Genomic DNA, 16,678 nt, shown 5'->3' with positions numbered 1-16,678 from the left:
CCGATGGCTAAAGATGCAAAAAGCCCGCAACGCGGGCGTTTTCATTGGCTACAAGTATACCGCAGGGCTGAGAGACGGCGAAACGGGGGCACCAATGGATCCTGTCACAGTCAAAGACTGTCCTTGTTCTTTGTTGAGATTACTGCATCATAACGCCACACTATAACCGCCTTATAAGGGCTCATGGTATGCAAAACCCGAGTGATATCGAACTGGCGCTACGTCGCGTACCGCTTTTCTGCGACCTCTCCGCCGGGGTGCTAAAAGCACTTAGCCAGGAGGCGGTTCCTGCCTCCTACGGTCCCAAGAACTTCCTGTTCAAGGCCAGCGACAAGCCCGATCACCTGCATGTGCTGTTCGACGGAACCGTTAAAATGACAACCAGCTCTCTCGATGGCCGGGAGACGATCATCGAGCTGCTGCAACCTGTCGACTGCTTCCTGATGGCGGCCGTACTGACCTCCAAGCCGTACCTCATGTCGGCCCAGGCCATCACCGATGTCGAAGTCCTGCTGGTCCCGAGTGCACTGTTGCGCCAGCTGGTATCGGACGAATCGCAACTGGCGCTGACCATGGTCGCCTCGCTGGCAAACCAGTATCGGCAAATGGTCCGGCACGTAAAGGACCTGCGCCTGAGGACGGCGGCACAGCGGCTGGGGATCTACCTGCTGGGCCTGGTGGAAAAAGGCGACAGCAACACGCTGGCACTTCCCTTTGTCAAGAAGCTGATTGCCGCCCGCCTGCACATGACACCGGAGAGCATGTCCCGGGCCATTGTCACCCTGCGCAATGAAGGTGTCGATGTGACGGAAGATGAAGTTCACATCCACGATATCGATGCGCTTCGCCGCTTCTGCAAGGTCGACAATATCCTCGATGAGCTGGAGGAGGAATTTTTCGTCCTTACCGATCGCTGATGAATGGCGCCGGAAATCTGCGAAGGTGCTCCCATCAGGTTGCAACCAGGAGATAAACCATGAAAAAACTGGAAATGACCGAAGTGATCATGGCCGCCAAAGCCCGGTCCGGCCTGGGGTGGGAGGCCATTGCCGCAGAGGCCGGTCTGGCCCCGGTATTCCTCACCTCGGCCTGTCTGGGCATGAACAGCCTCAAGCCGGAATTTGCCGACAAGCTTTGTGAGGTACTGAATCTGCCCGCCGAGGTATCCACTGCGCTGCAGGCGTTCCCGCACAAGCGGTGGGACCAGGCTATCCCGACCGATCCGGTGATCTATCGCTGGTACGAGATCGTCGGTGTCTATGGAGAGACCATCAAGGAACTGATCCACGAGAAGTTCGGTGACGGGATCATGAGCGCCATCGATTTTTCAATGGACATCGACAAGGAGGAGAACCCGGCCGGTGACCGCGTGGTGGTCACCATGAACGGAAAATTCCTGCCTTACAAAAGCTGGTAAGAGCCCACTGTGGACGTCCATCCCCAAATGCGCCACTCCACCGGAACTGCCGGTCCGCAAGGATCGAGCAGCCTCTGCTGTATCGACCGGACTTCCTCGTGACCCCCTGGGAACTGCTGGATACCGCGCCCGTTACCGGCGAACGGGGTGAACTTCGGCTTTACCGGCGTCGCGAAGAGTACTCGATTCTGGTATCCGGCGGCGGTGGTGAGCTGATGAACAGTCGGCTCCATGGTTCCGAGGACGCCTTGGCCGAACGGGCCTGCTCGCAGGTGGCCGATCGGGCCAGACCGCGGGTGCTGGTCGGTGGATTGGGCATGGGCTTCACCCTCGCGGCGGCACTGAAGCAGCTCCCGCCCGGTGCCGAAGTGACGGTGGCCGAACTGGTGCCGGCGGTGGTGCAATGGAACCGGGAACTGTTGGGCGCTCTGGCCGGACACCCGCTCGAGGATCCGCGCACTGTCGTGCATGGCGGCGATGTCGGGGTGGTTCTGAAACGCGAGAAGAGTGCATTCGATGCCATCCTGCTCGACGTGGACAACGGCCCGGAGGGCCTGACCCGTCGTAAAAACGACTGGCTCTACTCCTTCAAGGGACTGGAAGCCGCCTTCGACGCGCTGCGGTCTGCGGGGGTACTGGCTATCTGGTCGGCAGGTCCCGACGGGGCTTTCGCCGATCGCCTGCGACAGGTCGGGTTCGATGTCGAGGAGACGATAGCGCGGGCCCACGGCCCGAAAAAGGGCGCCCGGCACACCATCTGGTTGGCCACTCGGCCGTCGTAAAACGACCAGCCGCTGCGGAGGGCTATTCTCCTGCAGACAAGCGGACGGGTTGAGTCGGATTGGGCCGCGTCACCACGTACACTGCCACCGTCATAAACAGAACCGCCATGGCGACCGGCACGGCCGTCCCACTACTGACCCAGGCGATCCAGAACCAACTCGGGAAAAGTAGCAGTACCGTCATCTGCTTGGCACGCCGCGGTATCGCGCGCTCCTGCTCCCAGCAGTACAACAGAGGCCCCAGATGGCGGTGCGCTTCCAGCCAACACCGCAGTCTTTTGGAGCCACGGCTGGCGGCCCATGCAGCCACCAGCAGAAACGGCACGGTCGGCAGTCCGGGCAAGGCGATACCGGCCAGGGCCAATCCCGTGAAGAGATAGGCCAGGAGAGCAAAGGGCCAGCATATGTTTCGCGTAGACTTCATTCAGGCAAATCAGCCGAATTCCCAGTTGGTAAGTAAAGTATACGATGGGTCAGTGGGTGTCGCAATCGACCTGTCGGAACGCCAGGGAGGGTTCCACCCTCCTGGCGCCCCCGCTCAGTCTCAAATGAACTCGATACGTGCCGGCAACCCTTGCCTGGCGACGTTGCCCACTACCCAGTCGGTCAGGAAGGTGACTCCGGGGCGGTGCGGTTCCGGACAGCCGAGTTCGTTGTGGTTGACGCCGGCTCCGGCGGCGACTGCCTTCGGCAACGGGTTTTCACCCAGCCGATGCATCCGTGCTCCGAGCTCCCGGTGACCGAAACCGTGCTCGATCCCGATCACGCCGCGCTGTATCCCGCCACGGACCAGGACAACCCCCTCCACACTGCCTTCGGGGCTGACTACCCGGATGTGGTCGCCGGTTTTTACGCCGAGCTTCGCGGCATCGTCGTAGTGCAACCCGATAGGATTGGCCGGCTGGATTTGCTGCAGCCGTGCGGTCCCGATGGTGTGCGATGACTGCAACTGCGATTTGGTACTGACAACCCGCAACGGCCATACCTCAGCCGGGTAGACCTCTTCCAGTGGCGTTCCATCGGCAAGCACGGGTGGCTGCCAATACGGGGTGCCCCGATAGCGCTTGCCGGTAAGGCTATTGCGCGCCAGAGCCAATTGCTCATTGTATAGCTGCATCGCCCGCGGGTAGCGCTTGCGGAGAAATTTATCATCATAGGCCGCTTCCGGGTCCTCGAAGCGCCCACCGCGGGCATAGAGGTAAGCCACCTTGCGCCACTCCTCGCGCTTGAGCACCCGTTTCAGTTCCGGCAAGAGGCGGGTAACACCGGTGGCGGCGATCTCGTCATCGTCGGCATCGGGTACCGGCGTGCCGTCGAATGCAATGTTGGCCGCTGCCCGCAGATACCAGTCCTCAGCCCGCTCGATCGGATACTCGTTACCGTCACTATCGGTAATCGCACCGGCACTATAGCCCGGCAGCCCCATACGCTTGCCGACCGCAATAAGGAAGCTTTCCATCTCCATTACCTGCCCGTTAGCCGCACGCGCCTGACGCGGTTCGACCACAGGCCAGCGGGCAGAGTTGACCTTGGCCAGATGGCCACCCCAGGCGCTCGCCCAGCCCCAGCTCTCGTAGAGTACCGAATCGGGAACGATATAGTCGGCGTACTGGTTCGTCTCATTGATAAACGGATCGATGGAAACGATGAGTGGCACGACCTTTGGATTGGCGAGCCGCTCCCTTACCTGTTCCGTCATGCCGGACACCCCATAGACCGGGTTGGTACTCCAGAGGATCAGTGCCTTGGCGCTGTAGGGATAACCATTGAGCATGGCCGGCAGGAACTCCGAACTCATGTTCGGGCTGAGAGGGAGCCAGGGTGCCTCCGACGGGTAGGGCTTGCCAACCGCCTGCTTGCGTTTGAACTCGGTGGTTTTCTCGTACGGAAAACCGTTGCGGCCGAGACCGACACCCTTGGGCTTCTGCATGCCCTTGAAAGTGGCCAGGTTGTAGCGTGGCCCCGGCGCCACATCCTTGAAGCGACCACCACCGGCACTGGTACCACCCTGATGATTGAGGTTGCCGATCAGGGCATTGAGCATGACGATGGCATAGGCGGCATAGAAGCCGTTGCTGCCCATGGTACCGCCATGGGTATCCACCGCGGCGCGCTTTCCGTGACTGGTGAACTCACGGGCGAGTTCGGCAATCTCGGCCTCGGCAATATCACAGGCATCGGCGTATTCCGCCAGTGTGTGCTCGAAGGCGGCCTCACGCAGCAGCGCCAGACTGGTGGCAACCGCCACCTCACCGCCTTCGGCCAACGGAGCTTGCCCCTGGTAGAACAGCTCGCCGCGATCACCTGCCGTGTGGGAGTGCAGTTTCCCCATCTCGTCCGCCACCACAAACGGATCGTCATCACCTCCTTTCGGCTCGAGGCCGAGGTCTGAGCCACGCAGCATGCGCCCGAAATCAGCGCCCGGCTCGACGATCACCAGGTGAGTGGCGTTGGACCAGCTTGCTTCGCCCACCCTGGTCGCGGCCGCGGGATTGGGGCTGGCCAGGAATCTGGCGTCGTAGGCGTCCTGTTCCATGATCCAGCGGATCATGCCCATGGTCAGGGCGCCGTCGGTGTTGGGCCGAATCGGCAACCAGCGGCCGTTGTCCTCGGCTGCAATATTGTCGGCATTGGTCAGCACCGGATCGACCACCACGTACTTGAGGCCACGGCTGCGTCCTTTCGCGATCAGGTGACCCTGGCGTTTGAACGGGTTACCGGCATTGCCCGGTGAGGTGCCGATGAACAGCAGAAATTCGGAGTTGGCGAAATCCGGCTTCAGGTGCGGCTGCGCCTTCCAGTTGTCGAGCAGCGCGGCATAGCCCGAGCGCATCGACAGCCCGCAGTAGGAGCGGTGGCCGGCGAAATTACGAGTGCCGAAGCTCTTGATGGCAAAGCGCTTGGCGAAGGCCAGACGACCATCGTTGAAGGCCGACATGAACACCATCTGGTTCGACTTCGGCCCCAATTCGGGCTGCTCCGGGTCGAGCGGGGTCTCCACATCACGAATCGCCCGCAGCCCCCCGACGTCGCCTTCCCGGAACAGGTCACCGCCCTCGACTACCTCTTCGACCAGCTGTTCGAAGGAGATCGGTGCCCATAGCCCGGCGCCGCGTTTGCCAATCCGCTTCAGCGGTACGCGCACCCGCTGTGGACTGTCGAGCTTGGCCAACACCGCATTGCCGCGGGCACAGGCAGTGGCGCGGCCTTCCAGCCCCCGTTCCTTGTGCCGGCTCACCCCGGCGAAGCTCTCCAGCACCGAGGTCTCGTACGGCAGGTGCGGATCAGCGGACAGGGTGTGGTAGGGATTGCCGCTAACCCGCAAAACCTGGTCGTTGGCCTTGTCGATACGAACCCGAACACCGCACAGGGTGGTGCACCCCATGCATACCGTGTACGACACCTGCTGCGCCGGATTGAGCCGGACCTGACCGGTCACCGGGTCAACCTGGTATTCGGGTTGGGGGGCATTACCCGCGAAGGGATCATTGGCGCGGGTGCGATCCAGGAAGCCCTTCAGAAATTGATCGGCAGTGTGGCTGTAACCGATACCGAAAGCAGCCAGGGCACCCACTGCACCCATACCCTTGATGAACTGACGACGATTCTTGCTCATGGGAGACTCCTCAACCTTGTACATTAGCGGTGGGACGCAGCAGCGCGGTCAACGCCAGCGCGATCAGCACCCATAGTCCAAGCGTACCGACGATACCCAACAGGCCTTCGGGCCCGAGCGACAGGTGAACGCCATAAAATCCGACGTCGTTTTTCGGAATACCTTGTCCGGCCATGAAGATCTCCCAGCGCCACATCCAGGCGCCGGAAATTGCCAGCAAGCCGGCTGCTATCGGCGCACGATGGAACCAGGCCAGCACCAGCGGCAGTAGCAAGCCGAACAGCAGCCAGAGTCCGAAGGACACCGGGCGGTATTCGGTAGCGAGTCGCAACAGCGCGTGAGCCGTGCCGCTACCGCTGACCCCCAGCATCCAGGCGAGCACCGTGAGCCCGGTAAGCGCCAGAGCAGCCCATAGCCAGCGAAAAAGTGTCCGTCTCGGTGTCTCGAAGCGGCCGACAAACAGCAGTGCCAACCCGGCACCGCCGGCGATCCCGGTGGTGAGATAGACCACCGGCAGCAGCGCCGAATGCCAAAGGGGTCGGGCTGCAACCACCGCCACTTCCGCGCCGGTATAGAGGGCAACCAGGGCTGCAGCGACTGCAGTCACCCAGCCCACACTACGCCGTGCGCGTGGCAATTCGACCCCGGAGCCTGCCAGCAATCCGGCAACGCGACCAACCGGACCAGGGTCCCGGGCCCGCTGAGCCAACTCCGGCCGCAGTGCCAGCCAGCCGTAGAGAGTCAGCAGTCCTACATAGGCCGGCAGGAAGAACGATCCCCACGCCATCCAGGAACCGGCCTGTCCAAAGGCGTAGAAATGCCAGAACCGATCCGGCTGATGCAGGTCGGCGAGGAGCGCAACCGGCGCCGCCAGACCAGTAGTCAGGGCAACCAGCAGCGCAGCTCGGGCTGCCCGCTGATCAGGTGACCATCGCAGCACGTAGGCCGGCAGCGTAATCAGAAAGGCACCGACACTGAGGCCGATGATGAAGAAGTACTGTACGGCCCAGGGCAACCAGGCGGGTTGCTGACTGAAGCCAGTCAACTGAAGCACTTCGGGATTCATGACATCACCTCCTCAAGGGATGCACGCAGCGGGGCCGGCACTCCCTCCACCTTGCTTTGCAGCCTCCCGTCGAGGCCGATGTAACGAACCTGCGGTTCGGTGCCGGCCTGTTCGTTGAGACGGCTGACGCGATGTTCTGCGATCAACTGCGAGACCGCAGTCTTGGGGTCATTGAGGTCACCGAACACGCGGGCCCCGCCGACGCAGGTCTCGACACAGGCCGGCAGCAGTCCCGCATCGACACGGTGCGCACAGAAGGTGCACTTGTCGGCCGTACCGGTCTCTGCATTGATGAAGCGCGCATCGTAGGGACAGGCCTGAACGCAGTAGCCGCAACCGACGCAGCGGGTGTTATCCACCAGCACGATGCCGTCGGCACGTTGAAAGGTGGCATCCACCGGGCAGACCGGGATGCAGGGCGGGTCCTCGCAATGATTGCAAAGACGCGGCAGTACGGCGCGGCGTGGCCGGCCGCCCTCGCTGAGCTCATACTGGGAGACCACGGTGCGATAGCTGCCAAGCGGAGTGCGATTTTCGGTACCACAGGCAACGGTACAGGCCTGACAGCCGATGCAGCGACGCAGGTCGATGACCATACCCCAGCGCTGGCGGGAGTCGCCCGTGGGACGTTCGGTGGCGGCGTGGCTCGGAGCAACGGCTGTCGCCGCTGCTCCGACGGCGATACCTTTGAAGAAGTTACGGCGGGATGTATCCATGGGGCCAACCTCGTCTCGTATGCTTGATGCACATCAAGGCTAACCCCCGTCACGATCACGAGGGTATTGTGGTTAACCGCAGGCGTATTGTGGTTTTTACTTAAGGGATCCCCTTCGTGGCGGAGAGATAGAGTCGAATCACGTTCCCAACGGTATGGGCATCCAGCTTTTCCATTAGATTGTGACGGTGAACCTCAACGGTCCGGAGGCTGATACCGAGCTCCCGGGCAATACGCTTGTTGGGTTCGCCAGCCGCAACCAGCTCCAGTACCTCGCACTCCCGCGGTGTCAGCGACTCCAGCCGGGCAGCGGCCGAATCGCGTTCACCCTGCCGCTGGTGCCGATGCCGAGCCTCTCCTGTCGCGGCCTGTACCCGCTCGAGAAGTGCCTGACCATTGTAGGGCTTCTGTACGAAATCGAAGGCACCGGCACGCATGGCCCGTACCGCCATCGGCACATCGCCGTGGGCTGTTAGCAGGATTGCGGGCAGGGAGGGATGACTTTCAGCCAACCGCTCCAGCAATTCCAGCCCACTCATTCCCGGCATGCGTACATCCAGGATCAGAACTCCAGGTTCACCCCGGTAACCCTCCAGAAAAGCCTCCGCAGAGTCGAACGTCTGCAGCGGGAGCCGCAGCGTCTCCAGCAACCATTTCAACGAACGGCGCATGGCCTCGTCGTCATCCACTACGAATAGCGTCGGCTCAAAGTTCATCATCGTCTTCCGCTACGGGCAGCGTAAATTCCAGGGCGGCACCACCGTTCGGAGCATCGGCCACCGCCAGCCCACCACCATGCGCCTCGATAATACTGCGACTGATGGAAAGCCCCAGACCCATGCCTTGCGGCTTGGTGGTAAAAAACGGCTCGAACAGATGCTGCCGCGCTTCTTCGCTCAGGCCGGGACCGGAGTCCATCACCGTAACCCGAACGCCATCGGCTACGCGGGCGGAGATGACCTCGATCTCTCTCCGCTCGCACTCGGCCTCCTCCAGCACCTCCACCGCATTGCGCATCAAATTCAAAACGACCTGCTCGAGCTGAATCGATTCGCCGCATACCCGCGGCAGCGACGGCGCCAGAACAGTCTGCAAAGCCACTCCATGCCGATGCGCCTCCGGCGCAAATAGTGAAACCGCCTCGATTACCGCATCGTTCAAATCGATCGGCACGGGCCTCGGCTCCTCCTTGCGAAGGAAGCTACGCAAACGGTGAACAATGGCTCCGGCGCGGGCCGCTTGAGTGTCGATCTCCCGCAGTGCATCGATCAGCTCCGGCGCGGCTTCCTTTTGCCGCAGCCGTACCAGACACCCTTCGGCGTAGTTACCGATGGCCGCCAGCGGCTGGTTGACTTCATGGGCCATTCCGGCCGCCAGTTCACCCACGGTATTCACCCGCGCTGCGTGGGCCAATTCCGCCTCCCGCTGGCGGATAACCCTCTCCGCCGCTGCCTGTTCCTGCATCGCCTGTTTCAATTGTTCATTGGCCGCAGAAAGCTGCGCCGTGCGAACCCGCACCTGCTGCTCCACCCGAGCAGTATGCCACACCACCCATAGCGCCGACAGAAGCAGGCCCAGCAGCCACGGCCAATAGCGTCGAACCATTTCCACCGGCGTCATCTGTGAATCACGACTGTAGGGCGGCAGTTCCAGACGGTGAAACAGGTCGTGGACCGGCTGATAGTCCACGGGGATGGTCCAACCCGTAAATGCGGCCGGAGCTTCATCGGATTCGAGGGCAAACAGTGCCTGTGTCACCCGTTTCGCCAACTCGCGCGACGTGTGCCGGGCCTTCGCGAATGGCCAGTCCGGATAGAGGGGAGTCGAAGCGGCGCAGCGGAAGCCGTAGTGGTTTTGCGGCGCCAGCACCCGCAATTCTCCTGGGGGCAGCTGTCCCTCAGCCACCATCCTTTCGAGCAGACAGGCCCGCAGGATACCGGCGTCTGCCTCCCCGGCAGCGACCGCATGGGCCACACGGTCCATGGGGAAACCGATGAAACGAAGCCGAAGGTCCTCGGGTTCAACCCCGGCTGCCCGCAGCGATGCCTCCGCCACCTGATAGCCGCCGAACGCGCCGCGGTCCACGGCCAGCAGAGAACGGTCCTTCAGATCATCCAGTTCTTGCAGAGCCTGATTGTCCCGGCGTACGACCACAGCCGAGCCAATGCTGTAATTCGGGTCATCGGTGATGCGCGACTCTACAGTGGCGATGCGCGAGATCCCGTATGCGGCCTCCAGCTGCACATAATTGCCGGGATTGGTGAGTACGAAGTCCAGCTCTCCGGCGGACAGCGCCGCATCCAGTGCAATAAACTCGAGAGGTAGCAACCGGAACTCATGGCCGGGAAGGGTCCGCCGCAGATATTCGACAGTCCCGCCCCAGGTCTCGACCGCCTGCTCGACACCGCGGTAGGCGAGTACGCCGATACGAACCTCGGCGGCAACCACCGAGGAGGCGAACAGAAGTGTCAGAAGTCCGATCAGCAGCGGGACACGTAAAAAGCTCGCTCGAGTTATCATCGTACCGCCATTCTAATCGAGTCGGCCTTATGGCTCACGTGGAATCGATGCGGTTGAGCCCAGGTCTGGAATTGCCCATCGACAACATGAGCCGCTGAACAGGAATCAACGGCACGGCCCCAAGCTCCGGCAGGCCATTGACGCCAGGGCGACCACCGCTGCAAGGGGAATACCCAAGCCCGAGTACGCCCCCATGACCCAAGAGGTCGCACCGCTGATCAGGCACCATAGTAGCGGCACCACGGCCAGCACCCAATGGTTCCGGCCGGAACTCATCAACAAAAGGCCGAGAGTTCCTATAGCGGTTGGATCAGGGGCTAACAGGAATAGTTCGACGCCATTCCAGTCACGCCCGGCGAAAATTCCGACCAGCGGGTGACCGAGGGCGGAATAAAGCAGCAGGGTAATTCCCACGCCTGCGACCGCATCCACCCGCCAGGCAAAACGCAGTCGCCCCGAGCCGCCGGCCACAACCAACAGCAAACCCTGCAATGCGAACCCCGCAGCGAACCAGGGCGCGGCCAGGAAGACCTCGGCGTAGTAACGTAAAAAGAAGGCCCAGGCGATGAACAGCCAGACGGCACCGAGTACGCCGGCAATCCAGCGGCTTTGCCGCGGCCCGCTATCGCGGGTGCCGACGAACATCCAGATCGCGACCGAAAAAGCCACTAAATGGCCGGGCCACACCATTCCGTTGTAACGCTCGAACAACCGGAAGTAGACCTCCGGCGTAAACATCAGCAGGTCTTCCAGCCGGTAGCCCTGCCACTCGCCCATCACAGATCCCGGACGTAGGCCGATATGCGCTCACGCATCGCTGCACCGGGCAAAGAACCGGTGGCGGCACCCATGTTTTCGCGCATATGCTCAACCTGGGTGGTCGCCGGTATGGCACAGGTGATGGCCGGATGGGAGACGATGTACTTGAGCAGAAATTCCGGCCAATTGCGGCAGCCGCAATCCTCTGCCCAAGGCGGCAGTGGGTGGCGCTGTACCTTGTCGATGAGCGACCCGCCCCGATAGGGACGATTGGCAATCACAGCGATATTGCGTTCTGCTGCCAACGGCAGAATGCGCGATTCCACTTCACGATCGACGGCGTTATAGGTCACCTGAACGAAATCGACAGGGTGGCTGCGCATGATCGCCTCCAGATCCTTGTGCCGGCGTCCATGGGACGTGGTGATGCCAACGTAACGAACCCTGCCCTCCTCCTTCATGGCAAACAGCGTCTGCAGATGCTCTCGCCAGGCCACCAGGTTATGCACCTGCAGCAAATCGAAACGTTCGACACCCCACAAGCGCCGCGACTCGGCAACCTGGGAGCGCCCTTCGGCCCCCGACGAGGTCCACACCTTGGTAGCCGCAAACAGGTCCGGCGGATAACCGAGCTTCTCCAGGCCATAGCCGAGCACCGCCTCCGCCGATCCATACATGGGCGAGGAGTCGATCACCTCACCGCCGAGCTCGAAGAAGGTGCGCAGTACTTCGGTGCGCTCATCACGCAGGAGCGGGTCGGTTCCGACGTTGAAGGTAATCCAGGTCCCCATGCCGATGACAGCGAGGGGTTCGCCCGTACCGGGGACAGGTTTGGTGTTTACCGGCCGTTCCCGATTGGCACCAAAACCGCTGGAGATTCCGCCGAGAGCGATGGCCCAACCCAGTGCGCCGAGAAAGCGTCGTCGTGACAAGGGGGCGATTATGCGCATCGGTGCTCCTCTTTGAAGCCGGCGGGCAAGGGAGACAAAAATCTTGCCATGCAGAAAGGATACATCCCTATACGGCTTTCACGCCTCCATTCACCGGCAATCGAACGTGGCGGTTGTTTCCCACTGCACGGGTGGTCGATAATTCCCCCTAGCCACCACAACGCCCGGAACCCATGCCTACATCCCTCAGCCAGGAACCCATCCGCGTCGTCCGGCGCGGTAATGTCGAATTCACCCTGCTCGGCACCGCCCATGTCTCGCGGGCCAGCGCCGAAGAGGTCACCAGACAGCTCGATGGCGGGCAATATGATGCGGTGGCCGTGGAGCTCTGTCCCTCCCGCCACGCGGCATTGACCACGCCGGATGTCTGGGGGCAGACCAATCTCTTTCGGCTCATCCGCGACGGCAAGGCGGGGATGCTGGCCGCCTCCCTGGCTCTCGGCGCCTATCAGCAGCGCCTCGCGGACCAGTTCGGTGTGGAGCCCGGTGCAGAGATGCGGGCGGCGGTGGAACGGGCGCTGGCCCACAGCATCCCCGTTCTGCTGGTGGATCGCGACATTGGTATCACGCTGAAGCGCACCTACCGCAGCACACCCCGCTCGCAGAGGTTTACCCTGTTGGGCGGACTACTGGCCAGTGTTCTTTCCCGGGAAAAGGTGAGTGAGGAGGAAATAGAGCGGCTGAAAGAGGGCGATATCCTTGAAACCACCTTCGCGGAATTCACCGAGCGCTCCGCCACTCTCCAGGGACCGCTCATCGACGAGCGCGATCGCTACATGGCGGCCCGCCTGTGCGAAGAGGCCGACGCGGAGAACTACCGCCGGGTCCTGGTAGTAATCGGAGCCGGTCACCTGAAGGGGCTCGCCGACTATCTCTCCCGGGGCGAAGGATGTATCGATCCACAGGCGACGATTGCAGAACTGGAAGCGCTGCCGCCACCTGCGCGCTGGCCGCGCGTACTGCCCTGGATTATCGTTGCGGTCATACTGACCGGCTTCGCCATCGGTTTTTCCCGCAGTCCCGAACTGGGCGGACTACTGGTGTGGGAGTGGATTCTCATCAATGGCACACTTTCAGCCGTCGGCACCCTGATTGCCGGCGCCCACCCATTGACCATCCTCGCAGCCTTTATCGCCGCACCCTGGACCTCGCTCAACCCGATGATTGGCGCGAGCATGGTGGCCGGGGCGGTCGAGGTGTGGCTGCGCAAACCGCGTGTGGCCGACTTCGGCACCCTGCGCTCCGATGTCACCTCGCTCCGTGGCTGGTGGCGCAACCGCGTCTCACGCACCCTGCTGGTGTTCTTTTTGGCCGGCCTGGGCTCCTCTCTGGGAACCTATCTGGCCGGATTCCGTATTTATGATCACCTGCTTGGCGGCTGAATACATCGCCGCCCTTCTCCCGGGAAATACATGCAGCGAAATCCATATCGGTGATCGGAATGCAACGTTTCAGTCGGAGTCGATAATGTAGTCGTCGCGCCCGGAGAGGATCCTTTGAGGCGGTGCCAAGCCGACGATGCCGGATGCAGATCGGCAATACCAGGGTCCCCGATACCGGGAAAAAGAAAGCTGTCCAGCGGACACCATACCTAAGTCGACGTCTGCTAGCTGGCCACGCGATTCCGGCCACCTGTTTTGGCGCGGTAGAGCGCTTTATCCGCCGCCTTAATAACAGCTTGGGGATTTCGGCCACTCCCCTCGCGCTCGGCGACTCCGGCGCTTACGGTGATGTTCACGGTCCGGTTGCTGCCTTTCCCTGGCTTTGCACCCTTTTTGCGGCGGCGCCCCTTACCACGCACGGTGAACGGCGATGAGGCGATCGTCTCGCGCAGCTGCTCCAGGTGGTGGAGGGTAGCTTCCATCGACTTGCCCGGATAGAGGACGGTGAACTCCTCGCCACCATAGCGATAGGCTTTTCCGCCACCGGTAACCCTGGACAAGCGCGCGGCCACCATCTTCAGTACCTCATCCCCGACATCATGACCATAGCTGTCGTTGAATTTCTTGAAGTGATCCACATCGAGCATGGCGATGGTGTAGCGGCCGCCCAACTTCAGCAGCGCCTGATTGAGGGCGCGACGGCCCGGTAGCCCCGTCAGCTCATCGTGGAAGGCCATGCTGTAAGAGACCTCCAGCACCGCCAGAATCAGGATCAGCAGGGTGCTGGTAAACAGGTTGGTGATTGTTTGCGGCGCTGCTGGCACGAGTAGCGCGTAGAGCATCAGTGCCAGCGCCCAGAACAGGCCATTGTCCATTGCGCTGTGGTGGCGCAGTCCGCGATACCCGGTGACAGTCAAGCCAATGGCAAAGGCCAGCAGCGCCGGCTGTCCCAAGCTGAAATCAGGGACTTGCTTCAAACTGATGATGCGGGTATCAAGCAGGTCCAGCCATTGGTACTGCTGGTAATGGAACAACCCCCACACCGCCAGGAGCTGAGCGAGGACGAACGCCCAGCGAACGGAGCCGTGCCAGGTGAAGATGCCGCGCTCCTTGAGCAATGCCAGTAGCGCGATATTGATGGGCAGCAGGATCGCCACCGCCTCCGTTACCTGCTCCAGGAGATGGCCGTACGGAATACCGAAGTGTCCATGCACCCACCCGGCGATGGCAACAATCACTGCGGCGAATACCAGGCGGCTGCGGTCAAAGCGCCAGCCGAGAAGCAGCGCACTCACAAGCGCGGCGGCAGCAAAAAGGCCGGCGAGAGGTTCGCTCCAGTGAAGAAACGCGGGATAGCGTACCGCGATAAGTGTACCCAGGAACAGTAACCCTCCGGGCAGCAAAAAAGATATGACTCTGCGGCCGGTGGAAAATCCCAAAAAAGGCTCCTCAGTAGGGGTTAGCAGGGGTCGGGAGGTGCACGTAGTTATCTCCGACGGCCCCTTCAAATTGCAGTATTGCTCAACGGACCATGTCCGATCTTGTTTCGTTTGCCGGTCCTGTCATACCGACCCATAGCGATAGCCATCCTCATAGAGGCCATTGCTGATCTGTGCGGATGACATAATACACGTCAAGCTGGTAATCGCCAGCCCATGGGCGGGGGCAGGCAGGCCAACCGCATACTTTGAGACGAGTGATGCAAGTGCTCGATATCGGGTCGTCGGCAGCACGACTGCATGGATGCAGGAGGTAGAACAATGCACACCGCCATGCAAGGCGGTGGTAGACAGTGCATGGAGCGTATTGTCAAGTGAGCAGTCTTCGAGGGATGCTGCCGTCCAGCCTACAGGGATGAAAGACGATGCTCCTGCATCATCTTTTATCCCTGTAGTGGTCCCTGATTCCGGGTTCGTCACCAAATGTATGCGGTTGCTATCTTTACAGGCCTAATCCTTGACCGGAGCAAACGCTTCCAGACAGACTTTCAGCTCTTGCACGCTGCGACGAACACGCGCTTCTCTTCTTAGCCAGGAAAAAAACCCATGCAGCCGAACCGTCACCGGGAAGACGTCGAGGAAAACGACCACGCTGGACTTACCACTACCCAGCAAGATCCCCTGATCAAGGTGCTGCACCGGATCATCAGTTATGCGGTGCGGGCCCTCTCGGTGCTGATGGCGCTGGTGATCCTGTGGGGGGTTGCCGACGTGGTGTATGTGCTTTACCAGCGGCTGGTCCAGCCACCCTTGCTCATGCTGGAAATCCAGGACCTTTTGGCTACCTTCGGCGCCTTTTTGGCCGTGCTCATCGCCATCGAGATCTTCATTAATATCACGCTCTACCTGCGCGATGATGTCATCCACGTCAAGCTGGTGATCGCCACCGCACTGATGGCGGTGGCGCGGAAAGTGATCGTTTTCGACTACCAGACGCTCGACCCGGGATATATCTGGGCAACCGGCGCATTACTGATTGCACTGGGCATCACCTACTGGCTGGTTGCCTGGAAACACCCGCGGAAAGTGCTGCTGCGGCAAGAGTACACGGACGAGCCGCGGGGCCGATGATCCGGTGACCATCGATCCCGAAGATGTACATCCCCGGTGAATCGGTTTCAGGAATCGGAGTCGACGACGTAGTCGTCGCGACCGGAGAGAATCCCTTTCAGGCGTGCCGAGCCAACAATGTGCAGCACAAAACCGGCCCCCACGAAAAAGATCACACAGGCCACAAGGCTGGCATGAATCGGGTCAATGGAGGATTGGGGTGTATAAACGAAGAACGACACCAGACAGCCCGCAGCCAACAAATAAAACAGCAGCGCAAAGCCAAAGGCTATCTGCTGGCCGAGAGTGCGCCCCACGCCGCGCCCGGCGCGTAATGGAAGACCAAGGAGTGTAGGCATGAAGGCTCGAGTGCTTGTGGAATGGAGTCCGATTGTCTCACAACCAGCCCGAACCAACATTGAGCTGAATCAATTCGTCCGGCGCAACACCTGCACCGGCAGGCATTCCACGGGCTGCCACGGTCAAGGCACCAGCTCCAGCTGGGCGAAGGCGTAAGTCAGCAGAATCCAGACGGCCATCAAAAGCGGCAGATAACGCCCAATCAGATAGATACGCCACTCCCACCAGCGGTTTTCGGTACCCAGTACGGTACGGATCCGATGCGGCCGAATAAATCAGCAAAACAGCGCCGCACCGACTACACGAGAAGATGATGGCATTGCCGCCGGACAGTCGATCCAGTACCCCAAGCACCGGTTCACCGGCAATGGTCCACTCCATGGGGCTAAAGCTGAACGCGGAGGCGCTGCCCAGGAACAGCATAACGGCTATCACGATGGAGACGGCGGCCCAGTTGCTCAGCCGGAACTCTTCGGCCACCGCCGCTACCACGACCTTCAGACCATGGCAAAAAGCGTCTGCTGTGCTTTTCTCTCAGCACGGCCTCCACCCGGGTGCCCGG

At 61.3% G+C, this 16,678-nt stretch carries 16 protein-coding genes; 5 read left to right on the top strand and 11 right to left on the bottom strand.

Annotated features, from left to right (window positions below; genetic code table 11):
- Nucleotides 1–188: 188 nt before the first annotated feature.
- From Q7L05_RS00910 to Q7L05_RS00900, 3 genes are all read left to right on the top strand, one after another.
- Complete coding sequence (locus Q7L05_RS00910) at nt 189–917, top strand: cyclic nucleotide-binding domain-containing protein (RefSeq protein ID WP_303900933.1); 729 nt, start codon at nt 189–191, stop codon at nt 915–917.
- A 59-nt stretch (nt 918–976) separates the two neighbouring features.
- Complete coding sequence (gene cynS / locus Q7L05_RS00905; RefSeq protein ID WP_303900932.1) at nt 977–1,417, top strand: cyanase; 441 nt, start codon at nt 977–979, stop codon at nt 1,415–1,417.
- Between the two features lie 98 nt (nt 1,418–1,515).
- Nucleotides 1,516–2,199 carry a hypothetical protein gene (locus tag Q7L05_RS00900; protein WP_303900931.1) on the top strand — a complete coding sequence of 228 codons (684 nt, stop codon included), beginning with the start codon at nt 1,516–1,518 and terminating at the stop codon, nt 2,197–2,199.
- Between the two features lie 22 nt (nt 2,200–2,221).
- On the opposite strand, the gene Q7L05_RS00895 is transcribed toward Q7L05_RS00900, so the two are convergent.
- From Q7L05_RS00895 to Q7L05_RS00860, 8 genes are all read right to left on the bottom strand, one after another.
- A complete protein-coding gene (locus Q7L05_RS00895) occupies nt 2,222–2,623 on the bottom strand; it encodes a YbaN family protein (RefSeq protein ID WP_303900930.1) in 402 nt (133 codons plus the stop codon).
- A gap of 120 nt (nt 2,624–2,743) precedes the next feature.
- Nucleotides 2,744–5,815: a molybdopterin dinucleotide binding domain-containing protein gene (locus Q7L05_RS00890; protein ID WP_303900929.1), complete on the bottom strand. Its 3,072-nt coding sequence runs from the start codon at nt 5,813–5,815 to the stop codon at nt 2,744–2,746.
- 10 nt (nt 5,816–5,825) lie between these two features.
- Nucleotides 5,826–6,881, bottom strand: coding sequence for an NrfD/PsrC family molybdoenzyme membrane anchor subunit (nrfD, locus tag Q7L05_RS00885; RefSeq protein WP_303900928.1), 1,056 nt, complete (start codon nt 6,879–6,881; stop codon nt 5,826–5,828).
- Nucleotides 6,878–7,597, bottom strand: coding sequence for a sulfate reduction electron transfer complex DsrMKJOP subunit DsrO (dsrO, locus tag Q7L05_RS00880; RefSeq protein WP_303900927.1), 720 nt, complete (start codon nt 7,595–7,597; stop codon nt 6,878–6,880). The genes nrfD and dsrO overlap by 4 nt, the downstream gene beginning before the upstream one ends.
- 100 nt (nt 7,598–7,697) lie before the next feature.
- Nucleotides 7,698–8,315, bottom strand: coding sequence for a response regulator transcription factor (locus Q7L05_RS00875; RefSeq protein ID WP_303900926.1), 618 nt, complete (start codon nt 8,313–8,315; stop codon nt 7,698–7,700).
- A complete protein-coding gene (locus Q7L05_RS00870) occupies nt 8,302–10,116 on the bottom strand; it encodes a sensor histidine kinase (RefSeq protein WP_303900925.1) in 1,815 nt (604 codons plus the stop codon). The genes Q7L05_RS00875 and Q7L05_RS00870 overlap by 14 nt, the downstream gene beginning before the upstream one ends.
- A gap of 105 nt (nt 10,117–10,221) precedes the next feature.
- Complete coding sequence (locus Q7L05_RS00865) at nt 10,222–10,893, bottom strand: DUF6064 family protein (RefSeq protein ID WP_303900924.1); 672 nt, start codon at nt 10,891–10,893, stop codon at nt 10,222–10,224.
- Nucleotides 10,893–11,825, bottom strand: coding sequence for an aldo/keto reductase (locus Q7L05_RS00860; RefSeq protein WP_303900923.1), 933 nt, complete (start codon nt 11,823–11,825; stop codon nt 10,893–10,895). The genes Q7L05_RS00865 and Q7L05_RS00860 overlap by 1 nt, the downstream gene beginning before the upstream one ends.
- Before the next feature lie 173 nt (nt 11,826–11,998).
- On the opposite strand from Q7L05_RS00860, the gene Q7L05_RS00855 reads away from it, so the two are divergent.
- Nucleotides 11,999–13,207 carry a TraB/GumN family protein gene (locus Q7L05_RS00855; RefSeq protein WP_303900922.1) on the top strand — a complete coding sequence of 403 codons (1,209 nt, stop codon included), beginning with the start codon at nt 11,999–12,001 and terminating at the stop codon, nt 13,205–13,207.
- A gap of 224 nt (nt 13,208–13,431) precedes the next feature.
- Here Q7L05_RS00855 and Q7L05_RS00850 read toward each other — a convergent pair whose 3' ends face one another.
- The gene (locus Q7L05_RS00850) at nt 13,432–14,646 is read right to left on the bottom strand and encodes a GGDEF domain-containing protein (protein WP_303900921.1); all 1,215 of its coding nucleotides are present in this window, start codon (nt 14,644–14,646) and stop codon (nt 13,432–13,434) included.
- A gap of 606 nt (nt 14,647–15,252) precedes the next feature.
- On the opposite strand from Q7L05_RS00850, the gene Q7L05_RS00845 reads away from it, so the two are divergent.
- A complete protein-coding gene (locus Q7L05_RS00845) occupies nt 15,253–15,777 on the top strand; it encodes a phosphate-starvation-inducible PsiE family protein (protein WP_303900920.1) in 525 nt (174 codons plus the stop codon).
- 47 nt (nt 15,778–15,824) lie between these two features.
- Here the strand turns inward: Q7L05_RS00845 and Q7L05_RS00840 are convergent, their stop codons facing one another.
- On the bottom strand, nt 15,825–16,115 hold the full coding sequence (locus Q7L05_RS00840; protein WP_303900919.1) for a hypothetical protein: 291 nt from the start codon (nt 16,113–16,115) through the stop codon (nt 15,825–15,827).
- Nucleotides 16,116–16,152: 37 nt separating this feature from the next.
- Nucleotides 16,153–16,596 (bottom strand): hypothetical protein, encoded by a 444-nt coding sequence (locus Q7L05_RS00835; RefSeq protein WP_303900918.1) that lies wholly within the window; start codon nt 16,594–16,596, stop codon nt 16,153–16,155.
- Nucleotides 16,597–16,678: the final 82 nt, after the last annotated feature.

This window comes from Thiohalomonas denitrificans (genome assembly GCF_016841685.1).
GTDB lineage: Bacteria > Pseudomonadota > Gammaproteobacteria > Thiohalomonadales > Thiohalomonadaceae > Thiohalomonas > Thiohalomonas denitrificans_A.
The sequence above is the reverse complement of the archived record's forward strand: the minus strand, read 5'-3'. Positions and strand labels throughout refer to the sequence as shown.

Coding starts and splice junctions, on each gene's coding strand:
- Q7L05_RS00910 (WP_303900933.1), top strand. CDS start 189: ATGCAAAACCCGAGTGATATCGAACTGGCGCTACGTCGCGTACCGCTT.
- cynS (WP_303900932.1), top strand. CDS start 977: ATGAAAAAACTGGAAATGACCGAAGTGATCATGGCCGCCAAAGCCCGG.
- Q7L05_RS00895 (WP_303900930.1), bottom strand. CDS start 2,623: ATGAAGTCTACGCGAAACATATGCTGGCCCTTTGCTCTCCTGGCCTAT.
- Q7L05_RS00890 (WP_303900929.1), bottom strand. CDS start 5,815: ATGAGCAAGAATCGTCGTCAGTTCATCAAGGGTATGGGTGCAGTGGGT.
- nrfD (WP_303900928.1), bottom strand. CDS start 6,881: ATGAATCCCGAAGTGCTTCAGTTGACTGGCTTCAGTCAGCAACCCGCC.
- dsrO (WP_303900927.1), bottom strand. CDS start 7,597: ATGGATACATCCCGCCGTAACTTCTTCAAAGGTATCGCCGTCGGAGCA.
- Q7L05_RS00875 (WP_303900926.1), bottom strand. CDS start 8,315: ATGATGAACTTTGAGCCGACGCTATTCGTAGTGGATGACGACGAGGCC.
- Q7L05_RS00870 (WP_303900925.1), bottom strand. CDS start 10,116: ATGATAACTCGAGCGAGCTTTTTACGTGTCCCGCTGCTGATCGGACTT.
- Q7L05_RS00865 (WP_303900924.1), bottom strand. CDS start 10,893: ATGGGCGAGTGGCAGGGCTACCGGCTGGAAGACCTGCTGATGTTTACG.
- Q7L05_RS00860 (WP_303900923.1), bottom strand. CDS start 11,825: ATGCGCATAATCGCCCCCTTGTCACGACGACGCTTTCTCGGCGCACTG.
- Q7L05_RS00855 (WP_303900922.1), top strand. CDS start 11,999: ATGCCTACATCCCTCAGCCAGGAACCCATCCGCGTCGTCCGGCGCGGT.
- Q7L05_RS00845 (WP_303900920.1), top strand. CDS start 15,253: ATGCAGCCGAACCGTCACCGGGAAGACGTCGAGGAAAACGACCACGCT.
- Q7L05_RS00840 (WP_303900919.1), bottom strand. CDS start 16,115: ATGCCTACACTCCTTGGTCTTCCATTACGCGCCGGGCGCGGCGTGGGG.